This is a genomic window from Nostoc sp. EspVER01 (genome assembly GCF_034530635.1).
GTDB lineage: Bacteria > Cyanobacteriota > Cyanobacteriia > Cyanobacteriales > Nostocaceae > Nostoc.
The window spans coordinates 17,758-41,401 of the sequence record NZ_JAVRCS010000051.1 but is presented as its reverse complement, the minus strand read 5'-3'; the positions used below and the strand labels follow the sequence as shown (position 1 = coordinate 41,401).

Sequence of the window (23,644 nt, the reverse complement as noted above, 5' to 3'; positions counted from 1 at the left end):
TACGTGCTATGGCCCTTATTCAATCAGCGCTCTAGCCTCTTTGTCACCCCGTCAGGGAATCAAGATAGAATGGATTCCCAAAAAATAACTACAAAAACAATTTTGGAAACGAGCGATGGCAGGAAGTTTAGCTGTTGGACTGATCTAAAATCTCAACCTATTGAATTTCAAGGGAGTACATATGATGTTGCAATCTATTGTCACAAAAGCCTAACAATTTACTCTCACCTGGATGAGATTGAAGATGTAATTGTCGATAACAACGGCAGTAAAAGCGCATATCAGGCAGATTTCTTAAGTGATAAATACGAATGTAATGCTCAAAGGGAAACCATGATTAAGTCCTGGATTTATAAGCGCAAAGAAAATATTATTAAACAAACTGACTATCAATATACTCCCTACAAATGGTAGAGTTCTAATCGTATTAGCGTTAAAATAGTCACCTAATCCCAAAAAATGCGAGTTGAGTGATTGGAAACCTAAATGCGATCGCACTTGTTACATTCGAGTGATCGCACTACACTCACCAATTGCGATCGCCTTCTATTATCCAACCTCAAGCTGTTGTTTCAGAACCACGGCAGGAAAATCAGCCAAGACTCATAGATAAAGCTGTACATCTTGGTAGCATTGAGTGAAGTACCTGTCAGCAAGGGAGCGAGGGCGATGTACGCAACCGTCACACAACCACTGACTTTTGAAGAGTTTCTTGCCTGGGACGATGGTTCAGGCAGAGAGTTTGAGCTATTGGATGGGATTCCCGTGCCATTATCAGAACCAAATGCAAATCATGAGGATTTGATCCAGCGACTGTGTGCCTACTTAGAAAATCACTGCCAAGAAAATGACCTGCCTTACGTGTCGCGCCAGTCCAAGCAGGTTCGGCTCAAAACAGCATCAGGAGAAAAGGAAAAAAGCCGGAAAGCAGATATTGTCATATTTGCAAGAGTTGAATGGCAGAGGATGAAAACTAGCTCTAGTTCTGCTGCTGCATATATTCCACCACCGGGAATCATTGAGGTCGTTAGCAACAACTGGAAGGACGACTATCTGACAAAACTTGCTGAATATGAGGACTTGGGCGTTTTTGAGTACATCATTGTGGACTATGCTGCTTTTGGTGGCATTCGGTTCATTGGCTCTCCCAAGCAGCCAACGATTACAATCTACCAACTTGAAGATGGAGAGTATTTACCCCCAAAGGTGTTTCGAGGACAGGATCGAATTGATTTTAAATTGTTTCCGAACATTGCCTTAACGGCTGAAAAGATTTTTGCAATGAGTCGCTGATTAGCAACGACGATTTTTAGCTACCACTAACCAACTGCTTTCTGTTTTAGCCTAATGTCGGAGCTGTCAGTTGAACTTCTGGCGGCTCCACATTTTCTATTATTGGAATTTCTAAAGGATTTTCTGACATCACTCAAATTCACACAATATTTTGAGCAGATGCAGCGTGCGATCGCACCCCAAAAAATCCTTACATAATTAAATATGCGACATTGGTGTATGTATTAATACGACACAACAACACGGAAAGCCGATGGCCTCAAGCTAACAAAGACAATGAAAGAGCGATCGCTATTATCACAGCACAAGTATTTCCTGTATAGGAAAATACTTCTCGTGAACCTTGAAGTAGATTTTTTTATTTTACCTAAAAATCTAAGTAAACATACTAATACACTGTAACGGAAATTTGCTTACCCTTAACAAGGGGTTTGAGTAGGGCAATTTATGAATTGCTTCTACTTACTTGTATGCTTAATTGAGATGGTAGCTGGATTTGCGTCGCACTCTACTAGGCTGTGATTAGTTTATTATTCTTAGTTTAATTTAGTTCTAAATCATGATCAAAAACACTATTCTAGATCCTCTAGTAACTGATATTCGGTGTGAAGAAATTTGTCAGATTTTGGGAGAGACTTACAACCAGGAACGCTGGAACGATTGGCGCTGGCAAATGCGGCATCGGTTGACTAAGCTGGAACACTTTCAGAAGTTATTAAGGCTTAGTGCTACCGAAGAACAGGGACTTTTAATTGCACCAGAGAAGTTTGCTGTAGCCGTAACTCCATACTTTGCATCGCTACTTGATCCAGAAGATCCGCTTTGTCCATTACGGTTACAAGTGATACCACGGCAAGAAGAACTAATAGTTAGTTCAGCAGACATGGTAGATCCATGCGGTGAGGATAATGACACTCCAGTACCAGGACTCGTACACCGCTACCCCGATCGCGTGTTGCTGCTTGCCTTAGACAGTTGCGCCGCTTATTGCCGTTACTGCACCCGCTCTCGTTTGGTGAGCCAAGGTGAGATGTACCCAGTAACGCGACGGTTAGATGCGATCGCTGCTTACTTAGAGGAACACACCGAGATCCGTGACGTGCTAATTTCCGGTGGCGATCCTCTATTGATGGCTGATGAACCTTTAGACAATTTGCTTAGGCGGCTGCGTGCCATTAAGCATATTGAATTTATCCGCATTGGTTCTCGTGTGCCGAGTTTCTTACCGCAGCGAATTACACCAGAACTGGTTGCCTTGCTTCGTAAACATCGTGTGTGGCTATCTTTGCACTTTTGTCATGTGCGGGAACTTACCCCAGAAGTCGCACAAGCTTGCGATCGCCTCGCTGATGGCGGGATTCCTTTAGGCAGCCAAACTGTGCTGTTAAAAGGTGTGAATGATTCTGAAAAAGCCCTGAAGAATCTGTTTCACGGTCTTCTCAAACTGCGTGTGCGACCTTATTATCTTTATCAATGCGACCCTGTTGTTGGTACTGGACATCTGCGAACAAGTGTGCAAACTGGGCTTGATTTAATTTCTAAATTGCGTGGTCATACTACTGGCTACGCTGTACCAACCTATGTAATTGATGCCCCTGGTGGTGGTGGCAAAGTCCCAATTCAAGCCGAAACTCTAGTTGCTTATGAGAATGGGACAGCTACAGTGCAAAATTGGGCGGGTAAGACGTACACCTATACAGATCCAGTGGAGTAGACTATGGGGTTATTCATTGGACTATGTTATGACCTGAAGGCGGACTATCTTCAGGCTGGTTTCAGTGCCTCTGAGGTGATGGAGTTTGACGATGAAGAAACTATCATCGGGCTGGAAACTGCACTATTGCAGTTAGGTCATCAGGTTGAACGTGTTGGCAATGGTAGAGAACTTGCTCTGCGTTTGGCAAAAGGCGATCGCTGGGATTTGATTTTCAATATTGCTGAGGGTTTAAAGGGTCGTTCTCGTGAAGCTCAAGTCCCGGCAATCTGCGAATTATTCGCTCAACCTTACACCTTTTCCGATCCGCTTACCTGTGCCCTGACGTTAGACAAAGCACTAGCTAAAAGAGTAGTTCGCGATCGCGGTTTGCCGACAGCTCCCTTTGAGGTCGTAAATACTACCGCAGAAGCAGCAGCTGTGTCGCTGCCAATGCCACTTTTCCTCAAACCTATGGCGGAAGGCAGTTCTAAAGGGGTAACTGGTCGTTCTCTTGTCAAAGAACGCGAGGAACTAGTAAATACTTATCAAGCGTTACACGAACTTTTTCAGCAACCAATACTCGTAGAAACCTTTCTTCCTGGTAGAGAAGTAACAGTAGGCATTGTTGGCAACGGTAGTAACTCACGGGTAGTAGGTGTGATGGAAGTAATTTTTACAGGAAAAGTAGAAGCCTTCGCCTATACTACCCTCAACAAAGATGAGTATCTAGAACGGGTATCTTATCGTTTACTTATAGATCCTGAACCACTGGCAGCACAGGCAAAGCAATTGGCGCTGGATGCTTACCATACTCTTGGTTGCCGTGATGCTGCTCGCGTGGATCTGCGCTGCGATGCTAGTGGTGTATTACAGTTTATGGAGCTTAACCCATTGCCAGGGCTAGATCATATCCGCTCAGACTTGCCAATGATAGGACGTTTGGGTGGTGTGACATACACTGAAATCATTGCTGAAATAGTCGAGTCTGCATGGCAAAGATATAAATGCTGATTGAAGAAGAATTCAGGAGTCAGAATCAAGACGCTCGTGACGTTCGTTCGCGTAGCGTGTCGCAGACAAGTTTTAAATCCCTTACCCTTTTCCCTTTCCCCAGCCCTCCCCTCTGCCCTTTTTTATGCAATATGAAGTTGCTCAAACTAAACTACAGAGGGATGTTAGGTGATACGCTCATCTTATAGTGTGTTAAATACTGTTACCTAACTGTGGAGAATATACTCATGAATTTATTATTTATGCAAACAGCAGCACCAGCTATAGATGCTGGCCCTCATTTTCCTGTTGCTTTTACCTTGGTGTATGTCGTTGGTTTTATTGCTGCTGTCACCATTGGGTCAATAGCTTGGTACAACTCGAAACGCCCCGCAGGTTGGGAAAGCAAAGAACGTCCTGATTTTGTGCCTAAAGTTGATAAAGAAGAAACTCCAGGTCTGGGTGAACCTAAGTAATAAGCAGTGATGAGTGCTGAGTTTAATAATCAAACTTACAGCAGTTTTCATTTTTTATTTTGAACCACATTTTACATTATCCAGAACCCTTGTAGAGACGTAGCACTGCTATGTCTCTACAATTGTCTATTAACTCCGCAAAGAAGTTACATTCATATCGTCGTTCAATCTGCGAATCAGACGGGATAACTCACGAATGATATTCACCGCAATTTCGGGAGTTTCTTCGATCGCATCATATAGTTGCTCTTGCGTCAGTTCTAAAAATTCACAAGGTTCGAGAGTCGTGGCAGTGGCAGATCGAGGTTGAGTATCAAATACTGCCATCTCACCAAAATATTTTCCCTGTTCCACCTCTGCCAACTGTTTATTCCCAATGTGAACTTTAACTCGACCGGAGACGACAATATAGAGCGATCGCCCTTCTTCTCCCTGTCGAAAGATGGTGTAATTAGCTGGGAATGACAATTCGTTCATCACTGAAGTGAGCCGCACAATAAAATCATCCCGCAATTCCTTAAAAATCGGGACTCGCCGGACAAATAATAAACGGTCAACACTGGTTAGCATAATTACAAGTTAAAAATCCAACATTACTGAACATCTCAAAACTGAAGTCAGAGGGCGATTAGTCATATTACCGATGTTGAATGCTAGCCGTCAAGGATATCCGAGCCTTTACCATCTGACAAGGGTTCTCTTCAATCAGAGCGAGCGCATAGAAGTTTCTCAAACAATAGCTCAGTATTCAATACTACTCGTTTTGTGCATTTTGAACTCAGAATTTGGTTTAGGGAAAAGGTTAAAGGTTTTTTCTTTCCCTTTTCCCCTTATGAGTGTCAATGGGTACAAAGCCCAAAACATCTAGTAATTTTGTCAATCACTTCTATTTATCATTTTAAAAAACAAGAGTATTTGCTCTTATTTGGCTGAAAGCCATAATATTGACTTCATGAGCTCCCAAGGTACCTTGCTGAGAAAAAAATCACCAATTTGATTGGAGGCGATGCCTCTAAGAATTGGGTAATTGGCTGATAAATAACGAATATCGATCGGTTGTCGTTAGAAAAACAGTCACAAAATCGCCTAACCTGCCCTCACATCGAGAAGCAGAGAGGACTAAGACAAACAGCATTGAATTACTGTGAGCAACAATTATGGCTTGGCTAATTAGTACATTATTGATTGGAATCTCTGTCGCTTTTGCAACTACCTTTGACGACAACTTATATTTGACGGCTTTCTTCGGGAAGGTCAATCGGAACTTTCGTCCTAAGCATATTGTTATCGGTGAATTTCTGGGATTTACTACCTTAGTATGCGCCAGTCTCCCTGGTTTCTTCGGCGGTCTGCTCATTCCCAGCAGTTGGATTGGTTTACTAGGTTTACTTCCCATCACTATTGGTATCAGTAATCTCATCAGTCGAGAAGAGGAAGGAGAGACAGTGCAAGCTGTGTCAGTTGACTTAAACTCTCCTGTAAAATCTGGACGCCAGAAGAAATCACTATTTGCAACCATCCGCGATCCTCAAACTTACCGTGTTTCTGCTGTCACCATTGCCAATGGAGGAAACAACATTGGAATTTATGTACCGTTGTTTGCCACTAGTAATCTTCCAAGTTTGGGTGTAATTCTGTGTGTTTGCTATTGCACTGTTGGGATGTGGTGCTTACTCTCTTACAACCTGACTCGTAATCCTCTGATGACTCCCGTTTTAACTCGCTACGGTCGCAAAATCTTCCCCTTTGTCTTAATTTACTTGGGACTCTCTATCTTAATTAAAAGTGAAACATATCGACTTTTACCTAGTCTGGCAATGCTTGGGAACTAAGTATGAGGCGATCGCCCCCCTCCAGTGGATGCTCCACGCGATCGCAATTCCTGAATGTAAGCAAACAAATCAGCGATCGGTTCCCATCCAAGTAAAGATTTTTTAATCACTTAAAGTTATCAATATGAATAACAATAATATTTGCTCTTATCAATCAAGTTATCTAAAGTGAAAATAAAGCACATTATCGATGGCTCTTATAAAAGCAAGCCCACCAATAGGAATCAGATTATGAAGGAACTAATGAATCAATCAAACTCTAAAAAATTAACTCAGTGGCTCGTAAAAGCAGTGTTTCTGGTAGTTGTAGCGGGATTTACTCTGCTTATCCAGCCCAGCGCTAAAGCACAAACACTAGCTCCATCCGTACCGACGGAATCTGAACTAGCTCCAGTTGTATCGCCAATGGAGTCTATAACCGCACCAGCAATATCTCCAGTTGTATCGCCAATGGAGCCTGTGACAGCACCAGTAATATCTCCGGTTGTATCGCCAATAGTGTCTGTAGCAGACAACGTTAGACATTTATTACAAACCAATGAATGTGTCGGCTGTAACCTTGCTGGAGCAATGTTAAAGGATGCAAACCTGCAAGCAGCAAACTTGGAAGGTGCTAACTTACAAAATGCAGACTTAGAAAGGGCTAACTTGCAGCAAACAAACTTACAAGGGGCTAACTTTCAAGGAGCAGATTTAGGCAAGGTAAACCTTTGGGGAGCAAACCTGGTGGGAGCAAACCTTTTTGATGCAGACTTAGAGAAAGCCAACCTCTTGGGAGCAAATCTGCAATCCGCTAACCTACAAAACGCAGACTTGGAAAATACAAATCTGACAAATGCAAACATCCAGGGAGCTAACCTGATGGGCGTTGATTTGGACGATGCAATTAGACCGGAAGGATTCGCTATTCAGTAATTAAACTGAAGTTCTCCCTGCGAGTTGAATAAAAAATATCAAAAGCCTGATTCAGCAATGAATACAGGCTTTAATTAATTCGTAATAAACGTAGATACAAAGGGGCTTGCCGCCGGTTAGTACAGAGACGTAGAGAACGCAGAGAGAGGAGAAATAGAGAGGATGTTTAAAAAGTTTTTTTGGTAAGCTAATCAGCATTTAAGTTGCATAATCAGGGCGGGCAAGATGCCCACCCCACAGGATATTGAGAAAATTTTCATCTGCAAATTAGATGAACCTATCCCACTAATAATATCTGTGCTACAAAGCTTAAGCTTATTGAGAACTGAAAACGAAAAATCAAGGTTTTCAAGCACATTTTACGAAAAGAACTAGGGATTTTTACAATAGTGGGATAGGTTCATGTGTTTTAGCTTAACATCAAAGCCTCTTCTCAGAAGGAAAGAGGTTTCGAGAGGGCTTTCTAGGATATTTTGCGACTTTTCAAACATTCTCTTAATGGCAAAATATTTTCAGTCAATCAATTCCAGCAATTCTTTTGTTTTCAAATCAGCTGCTACAGGTTGAGAACATGCAATCTGAGGAGAGATAGAGCAAATCGCCTCTGTGGTTGTTTCAAAACAATTTGATAACCCAATTGTATTTAACAATCCTGTACGTTCTAGTAGTTGTTGGACTTCGGGTTGTAAACCTGTGAGAATTAATCGGCAATTGTGCCGTTCCAAGTCATGATAAATATCTTCTAAGGCTACTAATCCAGTTGTGTCCATATTGGGTACAAATCGCAACCGCAAAATTAAATATTTCACTTCCGGTTCATCGCGGAGGAAAGTAGCAAATCGTTCAGCAGCACCAAAAAACACGGGGCCATCTACCCGATAAACGGCAATTTCCTTACCTAATTCCAAAGGAGTACCAGGGGGAAATACTTCGGTTTCAGGTATTTTAACTAAACTTAAATCGCTCATCCGTTTAATGAACAAGGCTCCAGCTGCAATCAATCCCACTTCGACAGCGAGAACTAAGTCAAACAAGATTGTCACTAGCCAGGTGAGAATCATCACCGCAAAGTCGGAGTAGGTAGCACGCATCAATAAACCAATGGCTTCCCATTCAATCATTCGCAGGCTCACCACCATCAGAATGCCAGCAAGTGCAGCTAAAGGAATCTGTGCTGCTAGGGGTGCTAAAGTTAAAACGATGATGGCTAAGGCAAGACCGTGAATTACTCCAGATAGTCGGGTTTTGCCACCAGAACGGACATTTACAGCAGTCCGAGCGATCGCACCTGTGGCAGGAATGCCACCAAAAAATGGCACAATCATATTAGCCAAACCTTGACCAATTAATTCGCGATCGCTATTATGTTTCTCGCTAACCGTCATGCCATCAGCCACTACCGCCGATAGCAACGATTCAATACTCCCCAGTGCAGCTAAAGCCAAAGCCGGATTAATTAGTTCTCGAATCAAGCCAAAATTATTCCAATGGGGAATACCTTGAGGCATCGGTAAAGATTGGGGAATCGTGCCAATTGTTGGTACATTTAGATGGAAAGAAGAAGCGATCGCAGTTGCTAACACCAGCCCTACTAAAGAACCTGGTATTGTCGTATTAATTCTGGGCCACAAAACATTGGTTGCAATCACCACTACAGCTAAAGCAACCGCCGCCCAATTTAGAGCTTCTACATGAGTTAGACTTTGCCACAGTCCCGGCAAAAAATGTTCGCTACGTGGTAATTTTAAACCAAAGAAATTATTTAACTGACCACAAAAAATAATGACGGCAATACCATTAGTAAAACCTGCCGTCACCGGATAGGGAATAAACTTTACTAACTGTCCAAGTTTGGCAACCCCCAAGGCAATCTGGATAATCCCAGCCATCACCCCAGCAATCCAAACTTTCTCAAGGCCGTACTTGGCGACAATTCCCACCAAAATCACAGCCATTGCACCTGTTGGCCCTGTAATCTGTACTGACGAACCACCAAAAACTGCTGCGACAATTCCCGCCACAATCGCGGTGTAAAGTCCCGCCTTTGGTTCTACACCACTGGCCACCGCAAAGGCTAAAGCTAAAGGCAATGCTACTACTGCTGCTGTTAGTCCTCCCGTGAAATCGCCACGAAGTCCACTAAACAAGCGATTCAAACGTAAAAGCTGTGGTTCTTTGAGGATATTAGATATTGCCATATCGTCATTTTCAATTCTTATACACAATTTGTTGAAGCACACACAAATGTTATTCCATCTTTTCGGTAAATTTCATCAGGGTTGCCGAGAATTCCCTGATTGCATATGGGTTTTGGTTAAAGTTCGCCTATTTGCTGATTAATCAAAACGCAGGCTTACTTGACATAATGGATATATTGTGTATTGTATGGTGTGCGATCGCTACAAAGTTCTTTAGCAGGACGACGGCTGGTAGGTTTAAAGCTCTGCGTGTTTTGGCAGATAAGCTCGAACATGGGGAAGTAAGCAATGGTGAGAGTGGATTTCCACTGGGGTTAAGCACAGTAAAACTGTGGAGCCGAGCTATAAACCATGCAGATAAACATCAGCGAGACTATCAAAATTTACCAATTGAGGAGAAAGAATCTTACAAATGGTTAGCATCGGCAGAAAGTAGTAAGCGATGCTTTGAAGTGGGTGGAGCAAAAATGGTAACTCATATTGGCGACCGCGAATCGGATCTATTTGAGGAATTTGCCACCATACCCAACAAAAATAATCACTCAGTTAGAGTCTAGTATTGCAATCCAACGCCTAACAATTCTTGCTTTGTCCGTAGCCGTGCGAACCTTACAAATGGTTGAAGGACGCGATAATACTCAACTTTCTGCCCAGCTTACCTTTTGTCTTGAACAGCAGCAATGCTTATCTGGGATTCAATCTTCTGTTGAAGGCGATACTAAAAAACTGCAAAATCCTTATCCACGCGGTTGTTTGCCCTGGGCTAATTGGATCATTGCTCGACTTGGTGGATGGTCTGGTTATACTTCTGGTAGACCTCCTGGAATGCCTACTCTTGTTCATGGTTTAAGACAATTTGAATCTATCTTTCTTGGCTGGAAACTCGCTCTGGGTGGACTTGTGTATACACGGTAGGTCGGAGACTGGGAACGAGGACTGGGAACGAGGAATTGGGATCAGGCATTGACTAAATACCAACGTTGTAGCGCCAACCGCTGAATTTCACGCCAAGGAATATTATGTTTTCGGGCTAAGTCTGCACAATCTTCATATTCTGGCTGCACATTTGCAATAACTTTTTCTGATGATCGCCCTTTCCATGCTATTTTGACATGCACTTTGCCATATTCGGTTTCCACTTGTTGAATTTCTCGTTGTAAAATGGCGCGTTGCTGAGTTGTGCGCCGAATGCCTAAAGTTGTAGTTTCGCGGAAGATAACGGCTTCACAATTGAGTAAATTTTCTGGATGACAAATCACAGTCAGCAAAATCCCCGAACGGGACTTTTTCATACCGATCGCTTGGGTAAAAACATCCAGCGCCCCAGCCGCAAACAACGCCTCAAACGTATAGCCAATCGCTTGTGGATTCAAATCATCAATTTGGGTTTCTAGTACCGAGATGGTTTCCAAATTTGAGCTAGTAGCTTCAGAATCACTGAAATTTGACTGTAAACTTGCACTTTCACCCAACCAGAGGCGTAAAATATTGGGAATGGGTAAATTGATGGTTCCTGCTCCCAGCCCTATCTGCTTGATAGCGATCGCAGGTGGTGAACCAAAATCTCTTGCCAAAGTAGTGGCGATCGCGGCTCCTGTTGGTGTTACTAATTCTCTGTCAATGCCATTGCTATAAACTGGACAACCCCGCATTTCCCATAGCTTTAATACCGCTGGGACTGGTACTGCCATCTGACCATGTGCAGCCCGAACAGTGCCGCCACCAGTCGGAAACGCCGAGCAGTAAAGTAGGGGCAATCCTTGCTGATTGCTCTCAATCCCCAACCAATCCAACCCCAGGCAAGTACCCACAATATCTACGATCGCATCTATAGCACCTACCTCATGAAAATGAACTTTTTCAGGTGAAATGCCATGCACCGCCCCTTCTGCCACCGCTAGCTGTCGGAATATCGCCAAACTCCAAGCTTCTGCCCGTGATGGCAACTGAGCTTTGAGAATCATCTGCTCTATTTCGGGCAAATGGCGTGTGTGATGGTGACTGTGTTCGCCATCGTGGTGATGGTGGTGATGGTGATCATCTACTAAATCTACATAGACTTTAGTTGCCTGTTGACCATTCCGTTGGACAAGTTCTGCCCTTAACTGATATTCCTGTTCAATACCCAACCCATTAAGTTTTTCAATTAAATACTCCACAGGAACACCCAAACTTACTAAAGCACCCAGGCACATATCACCAGAAATTCCTGTCGGACATTGAAGATAAGCGATTTTATTCATAGTCATTAGTTATTAGTCATTGGTCATTAGTCATTGGTCATTAGTCATTGGGCATTGGGCATGGAGAAAGGGAAAAGGGTAAGGGGAAAAGGGGAAAGATTAAATTTATTCCTTTTCCCTTTAACCTTTAACCTTTTCCCCTGCTCCCCTGCCCCCTGCCCCCTGCTCCCCCTTTCCCTCCCCAATCTCCAATCCCCGTCCTATGGCAAAAATTTTCCCAGTTCATCCGGATAATCCTCAAACTCGCCGAATAGAGGAAATAAAGTCGGCGCTCTCTAGTGGCGCAGTCATGCTTTACCCTACTGATACAGTCTATGCCATCGGTTGTGATTTGAATGCCAAGTCGGCGGTAGAACGAGTGCGGCAAATTAAACAGCTAGCAAACGATAAACCATTGACATTTTTATGTCCCTCGCTTTCAAATGTGGCAACTTATGCCTTCGTAAGTGACACAGCCTATCGGATTATGAAACGCCTGATTCCAGGGCCATACACGTTTTTGCTCCCAGCTACGAAGTTAGTACCGCGATTGGTGCAAAGCCCCAAGCGAAAAACTACTGGAATTAGAGTACCAAACCATACTGTATGTTTGGAGCTGCTGGCAGCATTGGGCAATCCGATTATTTCAACTTCAGCACATCTGCCAGCAGATGAAGCAGATAATGGCATGATTCGGATAGATCCAGAAATTGTTCAGTCGCGGGTAGAGCTATTCGATCGTTTGGACAAGTTGGTAGACATAATTGTAGACACTGGCGAGGAACCTACTTATGAAGTATCTACCATCTTGGATATGACTGGAGACGAAGCAGCAATTATACGGAGGGGTTTAGGTTGGGAAGCAGCAGCAGCATGGGTATAAAAATTCCACTTCACAGGCGCACCTCTCCGTTTCGGAAATTGTGATAAAAATAACTCCAGTTTTAAAATTGTCATATTTAAAAGCGATGTCTAGGATGGGCTGTTCGGTGAAACAGTGGATATAAGAGGATGGTGGCAAAACTTGGCACAGTAAGGTATTTGACAACTTTAAGAAAATGGCGGGTACTCTTGTGCCAGCGTTGAGATGGTGGCTTGTGAAGAAAACCGACACATTGCCATAACTGTAACTCTTTCGTATTTCCTATAGTTTTGATATATGAGCTTTAAATGTGAGCATTATATACGGCAAGTCTTGATGGATGAATGCCTAAAGATTCACAAGCCTTGGACAGCTTTGATTGCTGTGTCTGCGTTGTAATTACGGTGCAATACTACTGGAAAAGTCATGAAAGCTAACGTCGTCAATCTACCAAACTCTACACCCATTTTTGATAACCACGTTTCAACTGAAGAATTTTCAAATAGCAGCAGCGATCGCTTGATTCAATTGCTGTCTGAGGAAATGCAAGCGCAAGTGAAAGCAACACCCAAGTGTGTAGAAGCTTTAGCAAAACGCATAGCCGTAGAAGTAGAACGCATTTGCGATAAAAGCTCCCGCATTCAAACATCTGGGGAAATCAAGTCCTGGCAGATGACGTTGGGAAGGCATCGGATGCAAAAATGCTTACGTTACTACCAACTAGGTTCCAAACAAGGGCGAGTGGAATTACATAGCAATTTGGGTGCTATGGTTTACCGTCATGTAACTATGTCCGGCTCTGAGTTGGGCTTTGATGCTCGTTACAGCCTGATTGAAGATTTTTTACAAGCATTTTATATCGAAGCAATCAAAGCTTTCCGTAGAGAAAACGAACTACCAGAGAATCACACACCGCGTACTCAGCTGCAATTAGCTGAATACATGGCTTTTACAGAGCAGTATGCCAAACGCCGGATCAATTTACCTGGTGGTGCAAATCAGCAATTGATTATCTTGCGCGCCCAAGGTTTTGCTCGTCGTCAGCCCCAAGAAACGACCGTGGATATTGAAATGGCGGTAGAGTCTGCTAAGGGTGAAGAAGCAGAATCTTACCAGCGCAACTCGGCGGTGCAACAGCTGCGATCGCAAATGATTGCCCAAACTAATTTCGATCCATCTGAAGAATCAGAACGCGATCGCGTCATCGCTGAATTGATGAAATACCTGGAATCTCAAGGTCAATCTGATTGTATGAACTACCTCAGCTTGAAACTTCAAGACCTCTCAGCCCCAGAAATTGACCAAATTCTCGGTTTAACCAGCCGTCAGCGCGATTATCTCCAACAACGCTTTAAATACCACGTAGAAAAGTTTGCCAAACAACACCACTGGCAATTAGTACATCAATGGTTAGGCGCGGGTTTAGAGCAAAAATTGGGTTTATCTTCTCAGCAGTGGGAAATCTTTGTAAATCAACTCACAGAACAGCAACAGCAAATATTACAGTTAAAAACTGCACGGGAGAATGATCTGGCGATCGCCAAAACCATCAAATGCACCCCCAAACAGCTACAAAAGCGCTGGACTCAACTTTTAGAAATAGCATGGTCTATCCGCAACGGTCATACTGAGGCACAAACAGGTTGAAGCTAAGGTGAAATAACTAAAAAACATTATCGAAGCTTATGACTGTGAAGAGGAGCGCGAATTTAGCTTATAGACTAAATACAAAATTTCATTAATTCGTAGCGAATTCTTTGTGTGTCTCTGCGCTTCCCTCTGCGTCCCTACCCTTCGGGAAGGCGTTCGCGTAGCGTCTCGTAGAGAAGCGCCTATGCGTTTAAATTTTACCCCTCAATTCGCCGCAATTTTCCACAAATAACTCTTATCTGAATTTATCTAAATTACTAACTCCTCCCTCATCAAAATTATTAATACATTTGTATTTATTTAGTACAAAAATACCAATATTTTTCGATTTTTCACCCATTAATCCAACTACCTTTAGCCAAAATCAAAAATTCATATTAAGCAACTGAACCTTTTTTACTGCTTCTGTGAAATCCTATAATAAGCAGGACTTTTGGCAGAGGGATTAAAGATGGCTCTGACTCAAGGCGGACGGGCAAATAAGTCTGGGAATATTTTAGAAGCAAATGTAGAAGCAATCTTGCATGGGCATAATTATTTCCAAGTAGGGAACTATGTCCAAAAAGAATTTATACTAAATGCTACTTTATTGCCAAAACGTTATGGGAAAGAAGTTTATATTGGAACTGGAATCTATCATACCTATCTGAAGGTTGATTTTTATGTTGTCGGCTCATCTGCAATGCCATCTGGTTTAATTTTTGAGTGCAAATGGCAAGAAAGCCCCGGTTCAGTTGATGAAAAGTTTCCTTACTTGAACATGAATATTCAGCACTATTACCCAGCACCAACTATCGTAATTTTAGGCGGTGAAGGTATGCGAGAAGGCGCAAGCAAATGGCTTAGAGCAAGGGTTAATGATAACCATAATTTATTAGCAGTTTATAGCTTAGATAGATTCATTGCTTGGGCAAATAAAAATCTTTAAAGGATGTAATTAATAATTCGTTAATAACGCCTCTATTTTTTATATTTGAGTTAATTGAACGCGCTGCTTTAATTTTATAGGTTTCAAAATTGATATCTGTATAAATTTTTTGAATAAATTCACTATCAGAATTGCATACCATAACTTTGACACCACGACTTGCTAACTCTGCACAAGTGTCTCTTAAAAGTTCTTGGTCTTTTTGACTAAAACAATTTTGACTATAAGCAGTGAAATAGCTAGTATCACTGATAGGATGGTAGGGCGGATCAAAAAATACAAAGTCATCACTGCTAGTCGCATGATTTAGGACTTCTGTAAAATCTGCTTGTTTAATTTCTGCATGGGAAAGTGCTTCTGAGGCTGCTTTTAGTAAAACCTCAGCACAAATATTGGGATTGTCATATCTGCCTAATGGCACATTGAACTTACCCTGTGAGTTGACTCGATAAAGACCATTAAAACAAGTCTTATTAAGATAAATTAGACGAGCAGCTTTTTCTATATCAGTACCGATGGAGTTGTTTCTGACACTATAGTAATAATCTTTATCATGTCGGCTTTTATGCTCTTTCAATAGAGAAATTAAATCCTCAACGCGATCTCTAACACAACAATAAGTGTTAATTAACTCGGCATTAATATCAGTTAAAATGGCTGCACTTGGTTGGAGATAGAAAAAAACAGCACCACCACCTAAAAATGGCTCATAGTAATTTTTATAACTCTTGGGAAAATAAGGAATATATTGCTGTATCAACCGACTTTTACCCCCTGCCCACTTCAAAAATGGACGCGGGCTAGTTTCCTTTGAGACTTGAATTACCATTTACTTACAATTTAACTGAAAATAATTATGACTAAATAAAGCCAATATAACCGACAAGCCAAATTTTAGATTAACTGACTAATTTTCCAGCCGCATATATTACAATTGAGTAGATAAAGCATATCAAAACAAACGTAAGTATATAACAAGGCAGTTTACATTCAGATGTTTGACGGATTTTGGGATAACGTCTTTCGCTACCCCCGATACTTAATTACGATCGTCTTAGGCTTGTTTCTGAACACCTTTGCGCCATTAATGCCATTGTTGAAACGCCCTATCACCTTGATCGCTATCTTGGGGTTATTTGTGAGCAGCCTAGTCTTTCTTACTTTCACCCTACGGGCAATGCTGGGCTTGAGTACAATTTAGACTAGCGTTATATCGAGGCTATGCCTTATAGACGGTTGCTTTTAGCCTTGCTCTCGCTAAGTACTGTCTACGCAATTTGCATCTATTTTTGTCGTACAACCTCTGTGATGAGGCGAAATTTTTATGGCTACAAATCGTCGGGTTTCCCGCGTTGCTGAACTGATCAAACGGGAAGTTAGCCAAATGCTACTCAACGGCATTAAGGATGACCGTGTGGGTACTGGAATGGTCAGTGTGACTGATGTTGATGTTTCCGGCGATCTCCAACACGCCAAAATCTACGTCAGCATCTATGGAACAGATGAAGCTAAGGTAGAAACAATGGCAGGCTTAAAGTCGGCCACAGGTTATGTCCGCAGCGAACTTGGGGCGCGGGTACGGCTACGTCGTACACCAGAGGTGATATTTCTCGAAGATCGCTCTATAGAACGCGGTAATAAAGTATTGGCACTACTAAACCAACTTAACCACGATCGCCCGCCAGAAAATCTGGTAGCAGTAGAAGACAGCACTGTTCAAAATGATGAAGAATTCTCCGAATAAGTAACTAAAACAACAATGTAACTTCAGAACAATTAATCTCAGCAAATCCGCCAAACAGTTTACAGACGTGACTAGATCGCGTCTGTTTTAATGTGAACATAACCCAATTCAGCAAGATACTTCTCTTTTTGTAGGCGAAACAAGGTTTAAACATTCTTCCTTGCTAGAAATCCATTCCTTTATGGGTGGAATATTCACTAATTCTGAAATTCTGACTCCTGTTTATGTGTGTCCTGATTACGAATTAGAGAATTACCCGACCCTTTTACAGATGTTTTTTAAAACAAAACTGGATGATATTAGTGCTGAAATTAACTAAGAAATTACAGGCTTACTTAAGAAATTGTTAACAGATGCTATGGTTAGAGCCTTCGTAGTATACTTTGTCCGTTATGTTTTGCAACAGTTTATACCCTAGTGACTGACAAACATTATTGTGTTGTTTACCTTAGATGAATACTCGCAGTTATAGATCCAGGTTTTAAGGTGATTATTTGATATGTAAGCGATCTCGATATAAACTCCTCCCACCAACTAAATTTTGCCTAAATACAGTAACGGCAAGACTTTCAGACTTGTGGCATCAAAGTCATACAGCTACATAAGCAGGTTAAGTTAACTACTTGGAATTTTTTTTGTAAAGCGGATTATTGAAAAATGTCAGGATTCGTTGACTTTCTTAACATTTCTTGAGATAATTTCAGGAGATGTAGCGTCAAAATAAAAATAGTTCCGTATAGCAAACTACAAAATCCTAGCCACAAGTCTAATTTCTGTAATGTTTGTTCCTAATTTTTAACGGGAACACTATCGTAAGTGTTAATTTGTGAGTAAAAAACATGAGTGTGAATACGGTGCCTTCTATCAATTACTACTCTCTAGATGTGATTCAAGACGAAGCACGCCGACTGGTGCAAAAGGGAATGGTTAGCCGACAACAGCCAATATATAGCCTCTGCCAATACATTCCAGCTAGAGAGTGGGTTTGCGTTGAATGTGAATTAGAGAAATGTGACTTTTTGTTGCGCGATCGCATTGGCGACCTAATTGGTCGCGAACAGTGGGACAACGACTAATCAATGTTTGATTTGGAGTTTGGGATTGGGAGTTTGTTTTTGATGTGTGGATGTCACCATCAAAGATTCAACGCTCAATCTGGGGGATAATCTCTAGTTTTGAATGAGCATAGCCCTATACAGAATCTTGCGTTTTTGATTAATACAGAAGCATTTGAGTCTGAACTTATACAACTTTTCTAGTTAAAGAAGGCATCAAAACCATTTGTTCTGTACATATGGTGTCACGGCTTGAGTTTAGTATGTAAATTCTGCGAAGTTCCTACATCGATCCGATAGAAGTGTAGGAACTTCACATTTGACCCGCAATTTATTGCATCCCTTACTTCAGGGAAGCCATTGTCTGCTTGCTGTTAAAAGCCAAAATCAGCCTTGAAAAGTTTGCTAAGTACAGGCATAACCGTCACCAGTTACGACAATACAGAGAACCTCCGCAAGCAACTGGCTCAACTTTCGCAAAATCCAAAATTTTTATAGTATTTTTTCTAAAAAAATCTTGCAAAGCCCAGAAAAATCGGATGAACTACTATCCTACTTGCTCTAAATATTGATTAATGTCTTCAATGATGCGAGTAAGTTCAGCTTCAGTAGTCAAGCGAATGTTGACATTGCGGACAGTCAGCAAAACTTTGGCTGCGAAGGGCGTTGGCCAGATATTAGGATTACAAAAAACTTCTAAAAATACTTCACCCGTATAACGATATTCCAGGGGAGGCTGGGGAGTGACTCTACCACCGCCAGGAGTGGGTTTAGCAGCGATCGCTTTTAGGCGTTCCATCAGTTGATCCGTCGCTGTCTTTAATTCTCGTGCTGCTTGGGGTGAAAAACTGAAGGAGACTGAACCTTCAATTAAGTTCAATGTTAGAGGAATTGAAGACATATTTTTTTTATTAAAACTTCTTGATAAGTACTTATATTACCGGAAGAAGTGGTCTCAATCTCACTCTGATAGTTCCAGGCGTCTTCTTCAAAGACCACTAGTACAGCTTGGCGTAATTCGTTAGTCTGTCAAGATAAGTATCTTGTCCTAGGTAAATAAGTTTGTATTAAGCACTTCAGTGCTTAATACGTAGCAGGTTGTCATCAGTTTGCAATCACAGTATTATCGGGTCGTTCTGTTACCGCCGAATCAGGCTGCGAAGCCGCCATCAATTTTCAGACTCGCACCAGTGACAAAACCGGCTTCCGCGCTGGCGAGATAGGAAACCATATCGGCGACTTCTTCACTCCAACCATAGCGCTGGAGGGCAATCATACTTCTCATGGTATCGGCAAAGGAACCCTCCGCTGGGTTCATGTCGATATCCACCGGGCCGGGTTGGATATTATTTACTGTAATGCCACGAGGTTATCAGGCAGTAAATAACACTTATTAAGCCATCGGTTATTTAGAGTAAATACAGACCACTAATGGTCATCATAATCTCTTTGAATACAATTCGATATGACCTCAGTTGATGTATTAATAACAAAGTTAATTAAAATATTCCTGAAATTAATGCCAAATATACGCGGTTATTTATAAAGCCATTACTAATGCCTATACAACTTGTAGCTATTGTTAGTTAAAAAGAATCTCAACAAATTGATCTAAAGCATAGAGACTATAGAGAGACTTAGCTCTTACTGTGTAAGACTTTGATACACTTCATTTGTGTTTATTGCTATTTTGAGGTCTACATTAGAAGTCATAGAACTTGATGTGATAAATTATCTATGATTTACGATAACCGCGCCGAAGTAAGAAAGGTTTTAATTATTACCTTATTGCTCAACCTGTTTGTAATGGGATTGAAAGTACTTGTGGGCTACTGGACAGGTTCGTTGAGTTTATTAGCTGATGCCTTGCATAGTGTGACAGATAGCGCCAACAACGTTTTAGGATTAATTGCGAGTAAATTTTCTTCTCCACAACCCGATCGCGAGCATCCCTACGGACACAGCAAGTTTGAAGCAATAGGCGCTCTAGGAATTGCCTCGTTTTTAGGAATAGCCTGTTTTGAAATTCTGCAAGGAGCAATCGAACGAATTCTCAAAGGTGGTGGGGAACCGATAAAAATATCGCCACCGGAATTGTGGTTATTACTAATTGTGCTGGGTGTGAATATTTTTGTGGCGTTTTATGAACGTGCCGTGGGTAGGCGGGTAGGTAGCTCAATTCTTATTGCTGATGCGACACATACCATGAGCGATATTTGGGTAACAATCTCTGTAATTGGCGGCTTGGTAGGAGTTTGGCTAGGTTATCAATGGATGGATTTGGTGTTAGCTTTTCCTGTCGCCTTGTTGGTATTTTGGAGTGGCTGGTCAGTTTTAAAAGAGAATTTGCCTTGGCTTGTAGATCGAATGGCGATCGCACCAGAAGCAATACACGCGATCGCTACTTCTGTTCCAGGTGTAATTAACTGTCATGCGATCGCTTCTCGTGGTGTTCTTGGTCGTCAAGTATTTATTGAAATGCATTTAATAGTGGATGCATCAGACGTAGAAACCGCCCACCACATCACCGAAGAAGTAGAAAGCCGATTAGAAGAACGATTTCGTCCAGTGAGAATTTTAATTCACGTTGAGCCACCAGCATATAAGTCTGAGCAAATTAGCTTTGAAGCTGAAACAAAGTAGTCTCAGCAACTCTAAATCACACCCTATATATACTGGTTCCCTTTAAAAAGGCTTGCTTTAATTCCCTCATTAAAAAGGAGAGTTAGGGGGGATCAAGCCTGAACCTAAGTATATTGTGTTATTACCAACATTTTTCCAAGCCAATACCTTACCAAAGGTGATGTTTTATAACCTTGATTTCTTCGTTTCAAAAATATGATAAGGAAAATAACAAATAACGATCGACAAATAAATACATCTTTGTGTTAATTCTTACAAGAAGCAACCAATTCTGAGACGATCGCAACTAGTTCTCCGGGATCGACTGGTTTAGGTACATGAGTCTGAAAACCCGCTTCCAAAGCACGGCTACGATACTCGCTATCACCATAAGCAGTTAAAGCGATCGCGGGAAGTTTTGCATAAATATCAGGCTTCAATGCTCGGATCTTGCGGATGAGGGTGTAGCCATCTTCATCAGGCATCGCAATATCACAAATCAAGATATCTGGTTGCAACTCAGGTAATACTTTCAATGCTACCGCTGCCGATGCAACTGCCATAATGGTGGCTCCATCAGCTTCCAACACAGTAGTAATGTAAAAGCGGCTATCATCATCATCATCAACTACAAGGATGTTTAAGCCAGCAAGGGGAAGAGCAGGTTCCATAACATCTCCATTAATGTTGATCGAATGAAATGTATTTCTAATTTTGAGCTGCTTATTTTTTCTCTGTCACCATACCATTGGTAATTTTACTGCGATCGCGCCGATTTTCCTAGAAAATAACTCAATTTGTCTTGTCACCATCCAATTGATGCTTAATTATTCACTGGCATTTATAATTATCGACTGGATAAAATTATGTTAGTGTTGAAATTCCTTTACATTAAAAAATTAACTTTAACGAATAGTTTAAGTTAAAAAATAATGTTACTAGCTACTGACTGCTTTATTACTAACAGGTTTGGATTTTGATAGAGCTTGAAAAAAGTCAAAAAAATAGACAATACCGAGTCTTAAAACGAGTCAGGTCGGCATTGTCATTTTAAAATCAATACAGTTCAGATAAGCACAAAACCCAGATGTAGAGACGCTATTTATCGCGTCTTGAAAGACCAATTATCTACACCAATAACCCTTAACTCCAGCTTATCGAAACGGAGCCGAAGACGCTCCAGATCCAGTCAGGAATTAGGAGTCAGAAGTAATATACTTGACTATTAACTTGCAAACTGCTGTATGCAAATCTAAACTCCTGGAATTAATCTGAAGCATAGCAAAAAGTAATGAGCTTTTAGTTAAGTCAACTCAAAACTTGATTACTCCCATTCAATGGTTCCAGGTGGCTTAGAGGTGATGTCATAAACCACCCGATTCACCCCTTTTACCTCATTCACAATTCGAGTAGAAATCACTTCCAGGACATCATAAGGCACTCTCGCCCAATCAGCAGTCATGCCATCTTCACTGGTGACAATCCTCAAAACAATGGGGTAAGCGTAGGTACGTTGATCTCCCATAACGCCAACACTACGAATTGGCAGCAATACAGCAAATGCTTGCCAGAAATCATGATACATACCGCGTTGGTTAATTTCTTGCCGCACAATCAAATCAGCATCGCGCAAAATATTTAACCGCTCAGATGTAACTTCCCCCAGAATCCTAATTGCTAAACCAGGCCCAGGAAAAGGTTGCCGTTGAACAATTTCTTCTGGTAAACCAATAGAACGTCCAAGTTTGCGGACTTCATCTTTAAATAGTTTCCGCAGTGGTTCAACCAATTTAAATCTTAGGTCTTTGGGCAAACCGCCAACATTGTGATGACTCTTAATTTTTACCGCTACCCGCTCACCACTTTGGGGATCAACGTTGGTGTCAGCAGATTCAATCACATCTGGATAAAGAGTTCCTTGAGCTAGATAGTCAAAGTGACCGAGGCGCTTGGATGTTTCCTCAAATACACTGATAAATTCGTGTCCGATGCGGCGGCGTTTTTCTTCAGGATCGGTGATCCCAGCAACTTTAGCTAAAAAGCGATCGCGGGCGTTAACATATTCAACAGGAATGTGAAACTGTTCTTGAAACAGCTTTACCAATCGCTCTGGCTCATATTTTCGCATAAAGCCTTGATCGATAAACACGCAAGTCAGTTGCTCGCCAATTGCTTTATACAGTAAGAAAGCCAGGGTAGAAGAATCCACTCCCCCAGACAGCGCCAACAGCACCCGCTTATCGCCAACTCTGGCGCGAATTTCTCGAATTGCTTCTTCAACAAAAGCTGCTGTTGTCCAAGTGGGTTCACAATCGCAGATATGGTAGACAAAATTACGGATTAATGCTATGCCACCAACAGAATGCACCACCTCTGGATGGAACTGAACGCCGTAAAGTTTCTTTTCGTGGTCAGCAATAGCAGCACAGGGAGTATTTTCTGTATGTGCCAGCAATTCAAACCCCGATGGCATTTGGGTAACTGAGTCTCCATGACTCATCCACATGGTAGTGCCATCTTCGACATTAGTAAGCAAATCTGTGGGATCGTCAATATATAATGAAGCTTTGCCGTATTCACCTCGATCGGCCTTTGCCACTTCCCCACCGAGTTGGTTTACCATCAACTGCATCCCATAGCAAACACCCAAGATGGGTATTCCCAAATTCCAAATTTCTGGGTCACAATGGGGAGCGTTATCACCATAAACTGAACTTGGACCACCTGAGAGGATGATTCCCTTGGGATTGAGTTGGCGCAAATGTTCAGAAGTAGTGCGATAGGATAAAACTTCGGAGTATACTTGAGTTTCGCGGATGCGACGGGCAATCAGCTCAGAATATTGAGAGCCAAAATCCAGAATTACAATTAATTGGCGATCAAGTCTCCCAAAATTTTCCAATGTTTGGGGCGCTTGTTCTGTTGGTAGAGTCACCGCTGTATTCATGACGGAAGTGTTATATCTGTTAAGGATAAATAGATGCTTTGTGGTCTATGGTGATGCTATTATCCAGCCTGGATAGGCTGATAATGGTATAAAAAGCCTTGACAAACGCTAGTTTACGTGCATTTGTCAAACCCCGGAGTTGGAGATGGTATTAAAACGATAAATCTACCCTAGAGTGGTTACTTAAAGGATTATTTTTTTGGATTGTTTACGA

The 23,644-nt window shown here is 41.8% G+C and carries 24 protein-coding genes; 16 read left to right on the top strand and 8 right to left on the bottom strand.

Features of this window, described 5'->3' with window-relative positions; genetic code table 11:
* The 5 genes from RMX69_RS27050 to psb35 form a co-directional block, all read left to right on the top strand.
* The coding region (locus tag RMX69_RS27050) for a hypothetical protein (RefSeq protein ID WP_322639258.1) at positions 1 to 414 on the top strand (414 nt) is incomplete at its 5' end.
* A 255-nt stretch (positions 415 to 669) separates the two neighbouring features.
* On the top strand, positions 670 to 1,293 hold the full coding sequence (locus RMX69_RS27045) for a Uma2 family endonuclease (RefSeq protein WP_322639257.1): 624 nt from the start codon (positions 670 to 672) through the stop codon (positions 1,291 to 1,293).
* 559 nt (positions 1,294 to 1,852) lie between these two features.
* Positions 1,853 to 3,007 carry a KamA family radical SAM protein gene (locus RMX69_RS27040; protein WP_322639256.1) on the top strand — a complete coding sequence of 385 codons (1,155 nt, stop codon included), beginning with the start codon at positions 1,853 to 1,855 and terminating at the stop codon, positions 3,005 to 3,007.
* Positions 3,008 to 3,010: 3 nt separating this feature from the next.
* Positions 3,011 to 4,000, top strand: a complete 990-nt coding sequence (locus RMX69_RS27035) for a D-alanine--D-alanine ligase family protein (protein WP_289797417.1) — start codon at positions 3,011 to 3,013, stop codon at positions 3,998 to 4,000.
* Positions 4,001 to 4,227: 227 nt separating this feature from the next.
* Positions 4,228 to 4,455 (top strand): photosystem II assembly protein Psb35, encoded by a 228-nt coding sequence (psb35, locus tag RMX69_RS27030; protein ID WP_289797416.1) that lies wholly within the window; start codon positions 4,228 to 4,230, stop codon positions 4,453 to 4,455.
* 129 nt (positions 4,456 to 4,584) lie between these two features.
* Here psb35 and RMX69_RS27025 read toward each other — a convergent pair whose 3' ends face one another.
* Positions 4,585 to 5,025, bottom strand: a complete 441-nt coding sequence (locus RMX69_RS27025) for a Crp/Fnr family transcriptional regulator (RefSeq protein WP_069074674.1) — start codon at positions 5,023 to 5,025, stop codon at positions 4,585 to 4,587.
* A 587-nt stretch (positions 5,026 to 5,612) separates the two neighbouring features.
* Between RMX69_RS27025 and RMX69_RS27020 the strand changes: the two genes are divergently transcribed.
* Together RMX69_RS27020 and RMX69_RS27015 are read left to right on the top strand one after the other, a co-directional pair.
* Positions 5,613 to 6,287 (top strand): cadmium resistance transporter, encoded by a 675-nt coding sequence (locus RMX69_RS27020; protein WP_289797415.1) that lies wholly within the window; start codon positions 5,613 to 5,615, stop codon positions 6,285 to 6,287.
* Between the two features lie 243 nt (positions 6,288 to 6,530).
* Positions 6,531 to 7,202: a pentapeptide repeat-containing protein gene (locus tag RMX69_RS27015; RefSeq protein ID WP_322639255.1), complete on the top strand. Its 672-nt coding sequence runs from the start codon at positions 6,531 to 6,533 to the stop codon at positions 7,200 to 7,202.
* Positions 7,203 to 7,714: 512 nt separating this feature from the next.
* Here RMX69_RS27015 and RMX69_RS27010 read toward each other — a convergent pair.
* Positions 7,715 to 9,400 (bottom strand): SulP family inorganic anion transporter, encoded by a 1,686-nt coding sequence (locus RMX69_RS27010; protein ID WP_322639254.1) that lies wholly within the window; start codon positions 9,398 to 9,400, stop codon positions 7,715 to 7,717.
* A 167-nt stretch (positions 9,401 to 9,567) separates the two neighbouring features.
* Here RMX69_RS27010 and RMX69_RS27005 point away from each other — a divergent pair, with 167 nt between their 5' ends.
* Positions 9,568 to 9,957 (top strand): hypothetical protein, encoded by a 390-nt coding sequence (locus tag RMX69_RS27005; protein WP_322639262.1) that lies wholly within the window; start codon positions 9,568 to 9,570, stop codon positions 9,955 to 9,957.
* Positions 9,914 to 10,315, top strand: a complete 402-nt coding sequence (locus tag RMX69_RS27000; RefSeq protein WP_322639253.1) for a hypothetical protein — start codon at positions 9,914 to 9,916, stop codon at positions 10,313 to 10,315. The genes RMX69_RS27005 and RMX69_RS27000 overlap by 44 nt, the downstream gene beginning before the upstream one ends.
* Before the next feature lie 41 nt (positions 10,316 to 10,356).
* On the opposite strand, the gene larC is transcribed toward RMX69_RS27000, so the two are convergent.
* Entirely contained in the window at positions 10,357 to 11,643 is a 1,287-nt protein-coding gene (gene larC, locus RMX69_RS26995) for a nickel pincer cofactor biosynthesis protein LarC (RefSeq protein WP_322639261.1), read from the bottom strand.
* 202 nt (positions 11,644 to 11,845) lie between these two features.
* Between larC and RMX69_RS26990 the strand changes: the two genes are divergently transcribed.
* The 3 genes from RMX69_RS26990 to RMX69_RS26980 all read left to right on the top strand — a co-directional run bounded on the left by RMX69_RS26990 (position 11,846) and on the right by RMX69_RS26980 (position 15,062).
* A complete protein-coding gene (locus RMX69_RS26990) occupies positions 11,846 to 12,505 on the top strand; it encodes an L-threonylcarbamoyladenylate synthase (RefSeq protein ID WP_289797414.1) in 660 nt (219 codons plus the stop codon).
* Positions 12,506 to 12,910: 405 nt separating this feature from the next.
* Positions 12,911 to 14,131 (top strand): HetZ-related protein, encoded by a 1,221-nt coding sequence (locus RMX69_RS26985; protein ID WP_289797413.1) that lies wholly within the window; start codon positions 12,911 to 12,913, stop codon positions 14,129 to 14,131.
* Between the two features lie 454 nt (positions 14,132 to 14,585).
* Positions 14,586 to 15,062, top strand: a complete 477-nt coding sequence (locus RMX69_RS26980) for a PD-(D/E)XK nuclease superfamily protein (RefSeq protein WP_322639260.1) — start codon at positions 14,586 to 14,588, stop codon at positions 15,060 to 15,062.
* Here the strand turns inward: RMX69_RS26980 and RMX69_RS26975 are convergent.
* Entirely contained in the window at positions 15,034 to 15,891 is an 858-nt protein-coding gene (locus RMX69_RS26975; protein ID WP_322639252.1) for a DNA adenine methylase, read from the bottom strand. The two genes, RMX69_RS26980 and RMX69_RS26975, sit on opposite strands and share 29 nt — an antisense overlap.
* A 165-nt stretch (positions 15,892 to 16,056) precedes the next feature.
* On the opposite strand from RMX69_RS26975, the gene RMX69_RS26970 reads away from it, so the two are divergent.
* The 3 genes from RMX69_RS26970 to RMX69_RS26960 all read left to right on the top strand — a co-directional run bounded on the left by RMX69_RS26970 (position 16,057) and on the right by RMX69_RS26960 (position 17,882).
* Positions 16,057 to 16,263, top strand: coding sequence for a DUF751 family protein (locus RMX69_RS26970; protein WP_289797409.1), 207 nt, complete (start codon positions 16,057 to 16,059; stop codon positions 16,261 to 16,263).
* A 123-nt stretch (positions 16,264 to 16,386) separates the two neighbouring features.
* The gene (rbfA, locus tag RMX69_RS26965; RefSeq protein WP_099099512.1) at positions 16,387 to 16,806 is read left to right on the top strand and encodes a 30S ribosome-binding factor RbfA; all 420 of its coding nucleotides are present in this window, start codon (positions 16,387 to 16,389) and stop codon (positions 16,804 to 16,806) included.
* Between the two features lie 839 nt (positions 16,807 to 17,645).
* Positions 17,646 to 17,882 (top strand): DUF4327 family protein, encoded by a 237-nt coding sequence (locus RMX69_RS26960; RefSeq protein ID WP_094347157.1) that lies wholly within the window; start codon positions 17,646 to 17,648, stop codon positions 17,880 to 17,882.
* A gap of 526 nt (positions 17,883 to 18,408) precedes the next feature.
* On the opposite strand, the gene RMX69_RS26955 is transcribed toward RMX69_RS26960, so the two are convergent.
* Both RMX69_RS26955 and RMX69_RS26950 read right to left on the bottom strand, forming a co-directional pair.
* Entirely contained in the window at positions 18,409 to 18,762 is a 354-nt protein-coding gene (locus RMX69_RS26955; protein ID WP_194046709.1) for a hypothetical protein, read from the bottom strand.
* A 249-nt stretch (positions 18,763 to 19,011) separates the two neighbouring features.
* Positions 19,012 to 19,221, bottom strand: coding sequence for an SDR family oxidoreductase (locus RMX69_RS26950; RefSeq protein ID WP_322639259.1), 210 nt, complete (start codon positions 19,219 to 19,221; stop codon positions 19,012 to 19,014).
* 377 nt (positions 19,222 to 19,598) lie between these two features.
* On the opposite strand from RMX69_RS26950, the gene RMX69_RS26945 reads away from it, so the two are divergent.
* Positions 19,599 to 20,504 carry a cation diffusion facilitator family transporter gene (locus tag RMX69_RS26945; RefSeq protein WP_322639251.1) on the top strand — a complete coding sequence of 302 codons (906 nt, stop codon included), beginning with the start codon at positions 19,599 to 19,601 and terminating at the stop codon, positions 20,502 to 20,504.
* 245 nt (positions 20,505 to 20,749) lie between these two features.
* Here the strand turns inward: RMX69_RS26945 and RMX69_RS26940 are convergent, their stop codons facing one another.
* Complete coding sequence (locus tag RMX69_RS26940) at positions 20,750 to 21,154, bottom strand: response regulator (protein WP_322639250.1); 405 nt, start codon at positions 21,152 to 21,154, stop codon at positions 20,750 to 20,752.
* 653 nt (positions 21,155 to 21,807) lie between these two features.
* Positions 21,808 to 23,430, bottom strand: coding sequence for a glutamine-hydrolyzing GMP synthase (guaA, locus tag RMX69_RS26935; protein WP_322639249.1), 1,623 nt, complete (start codon positions 23,428 to 23,430; stop codon positions 21,808 to 21,810).
* Between the last annotated feature and the right edge of the window lie 214 nt (positions 23,431 to 23,644).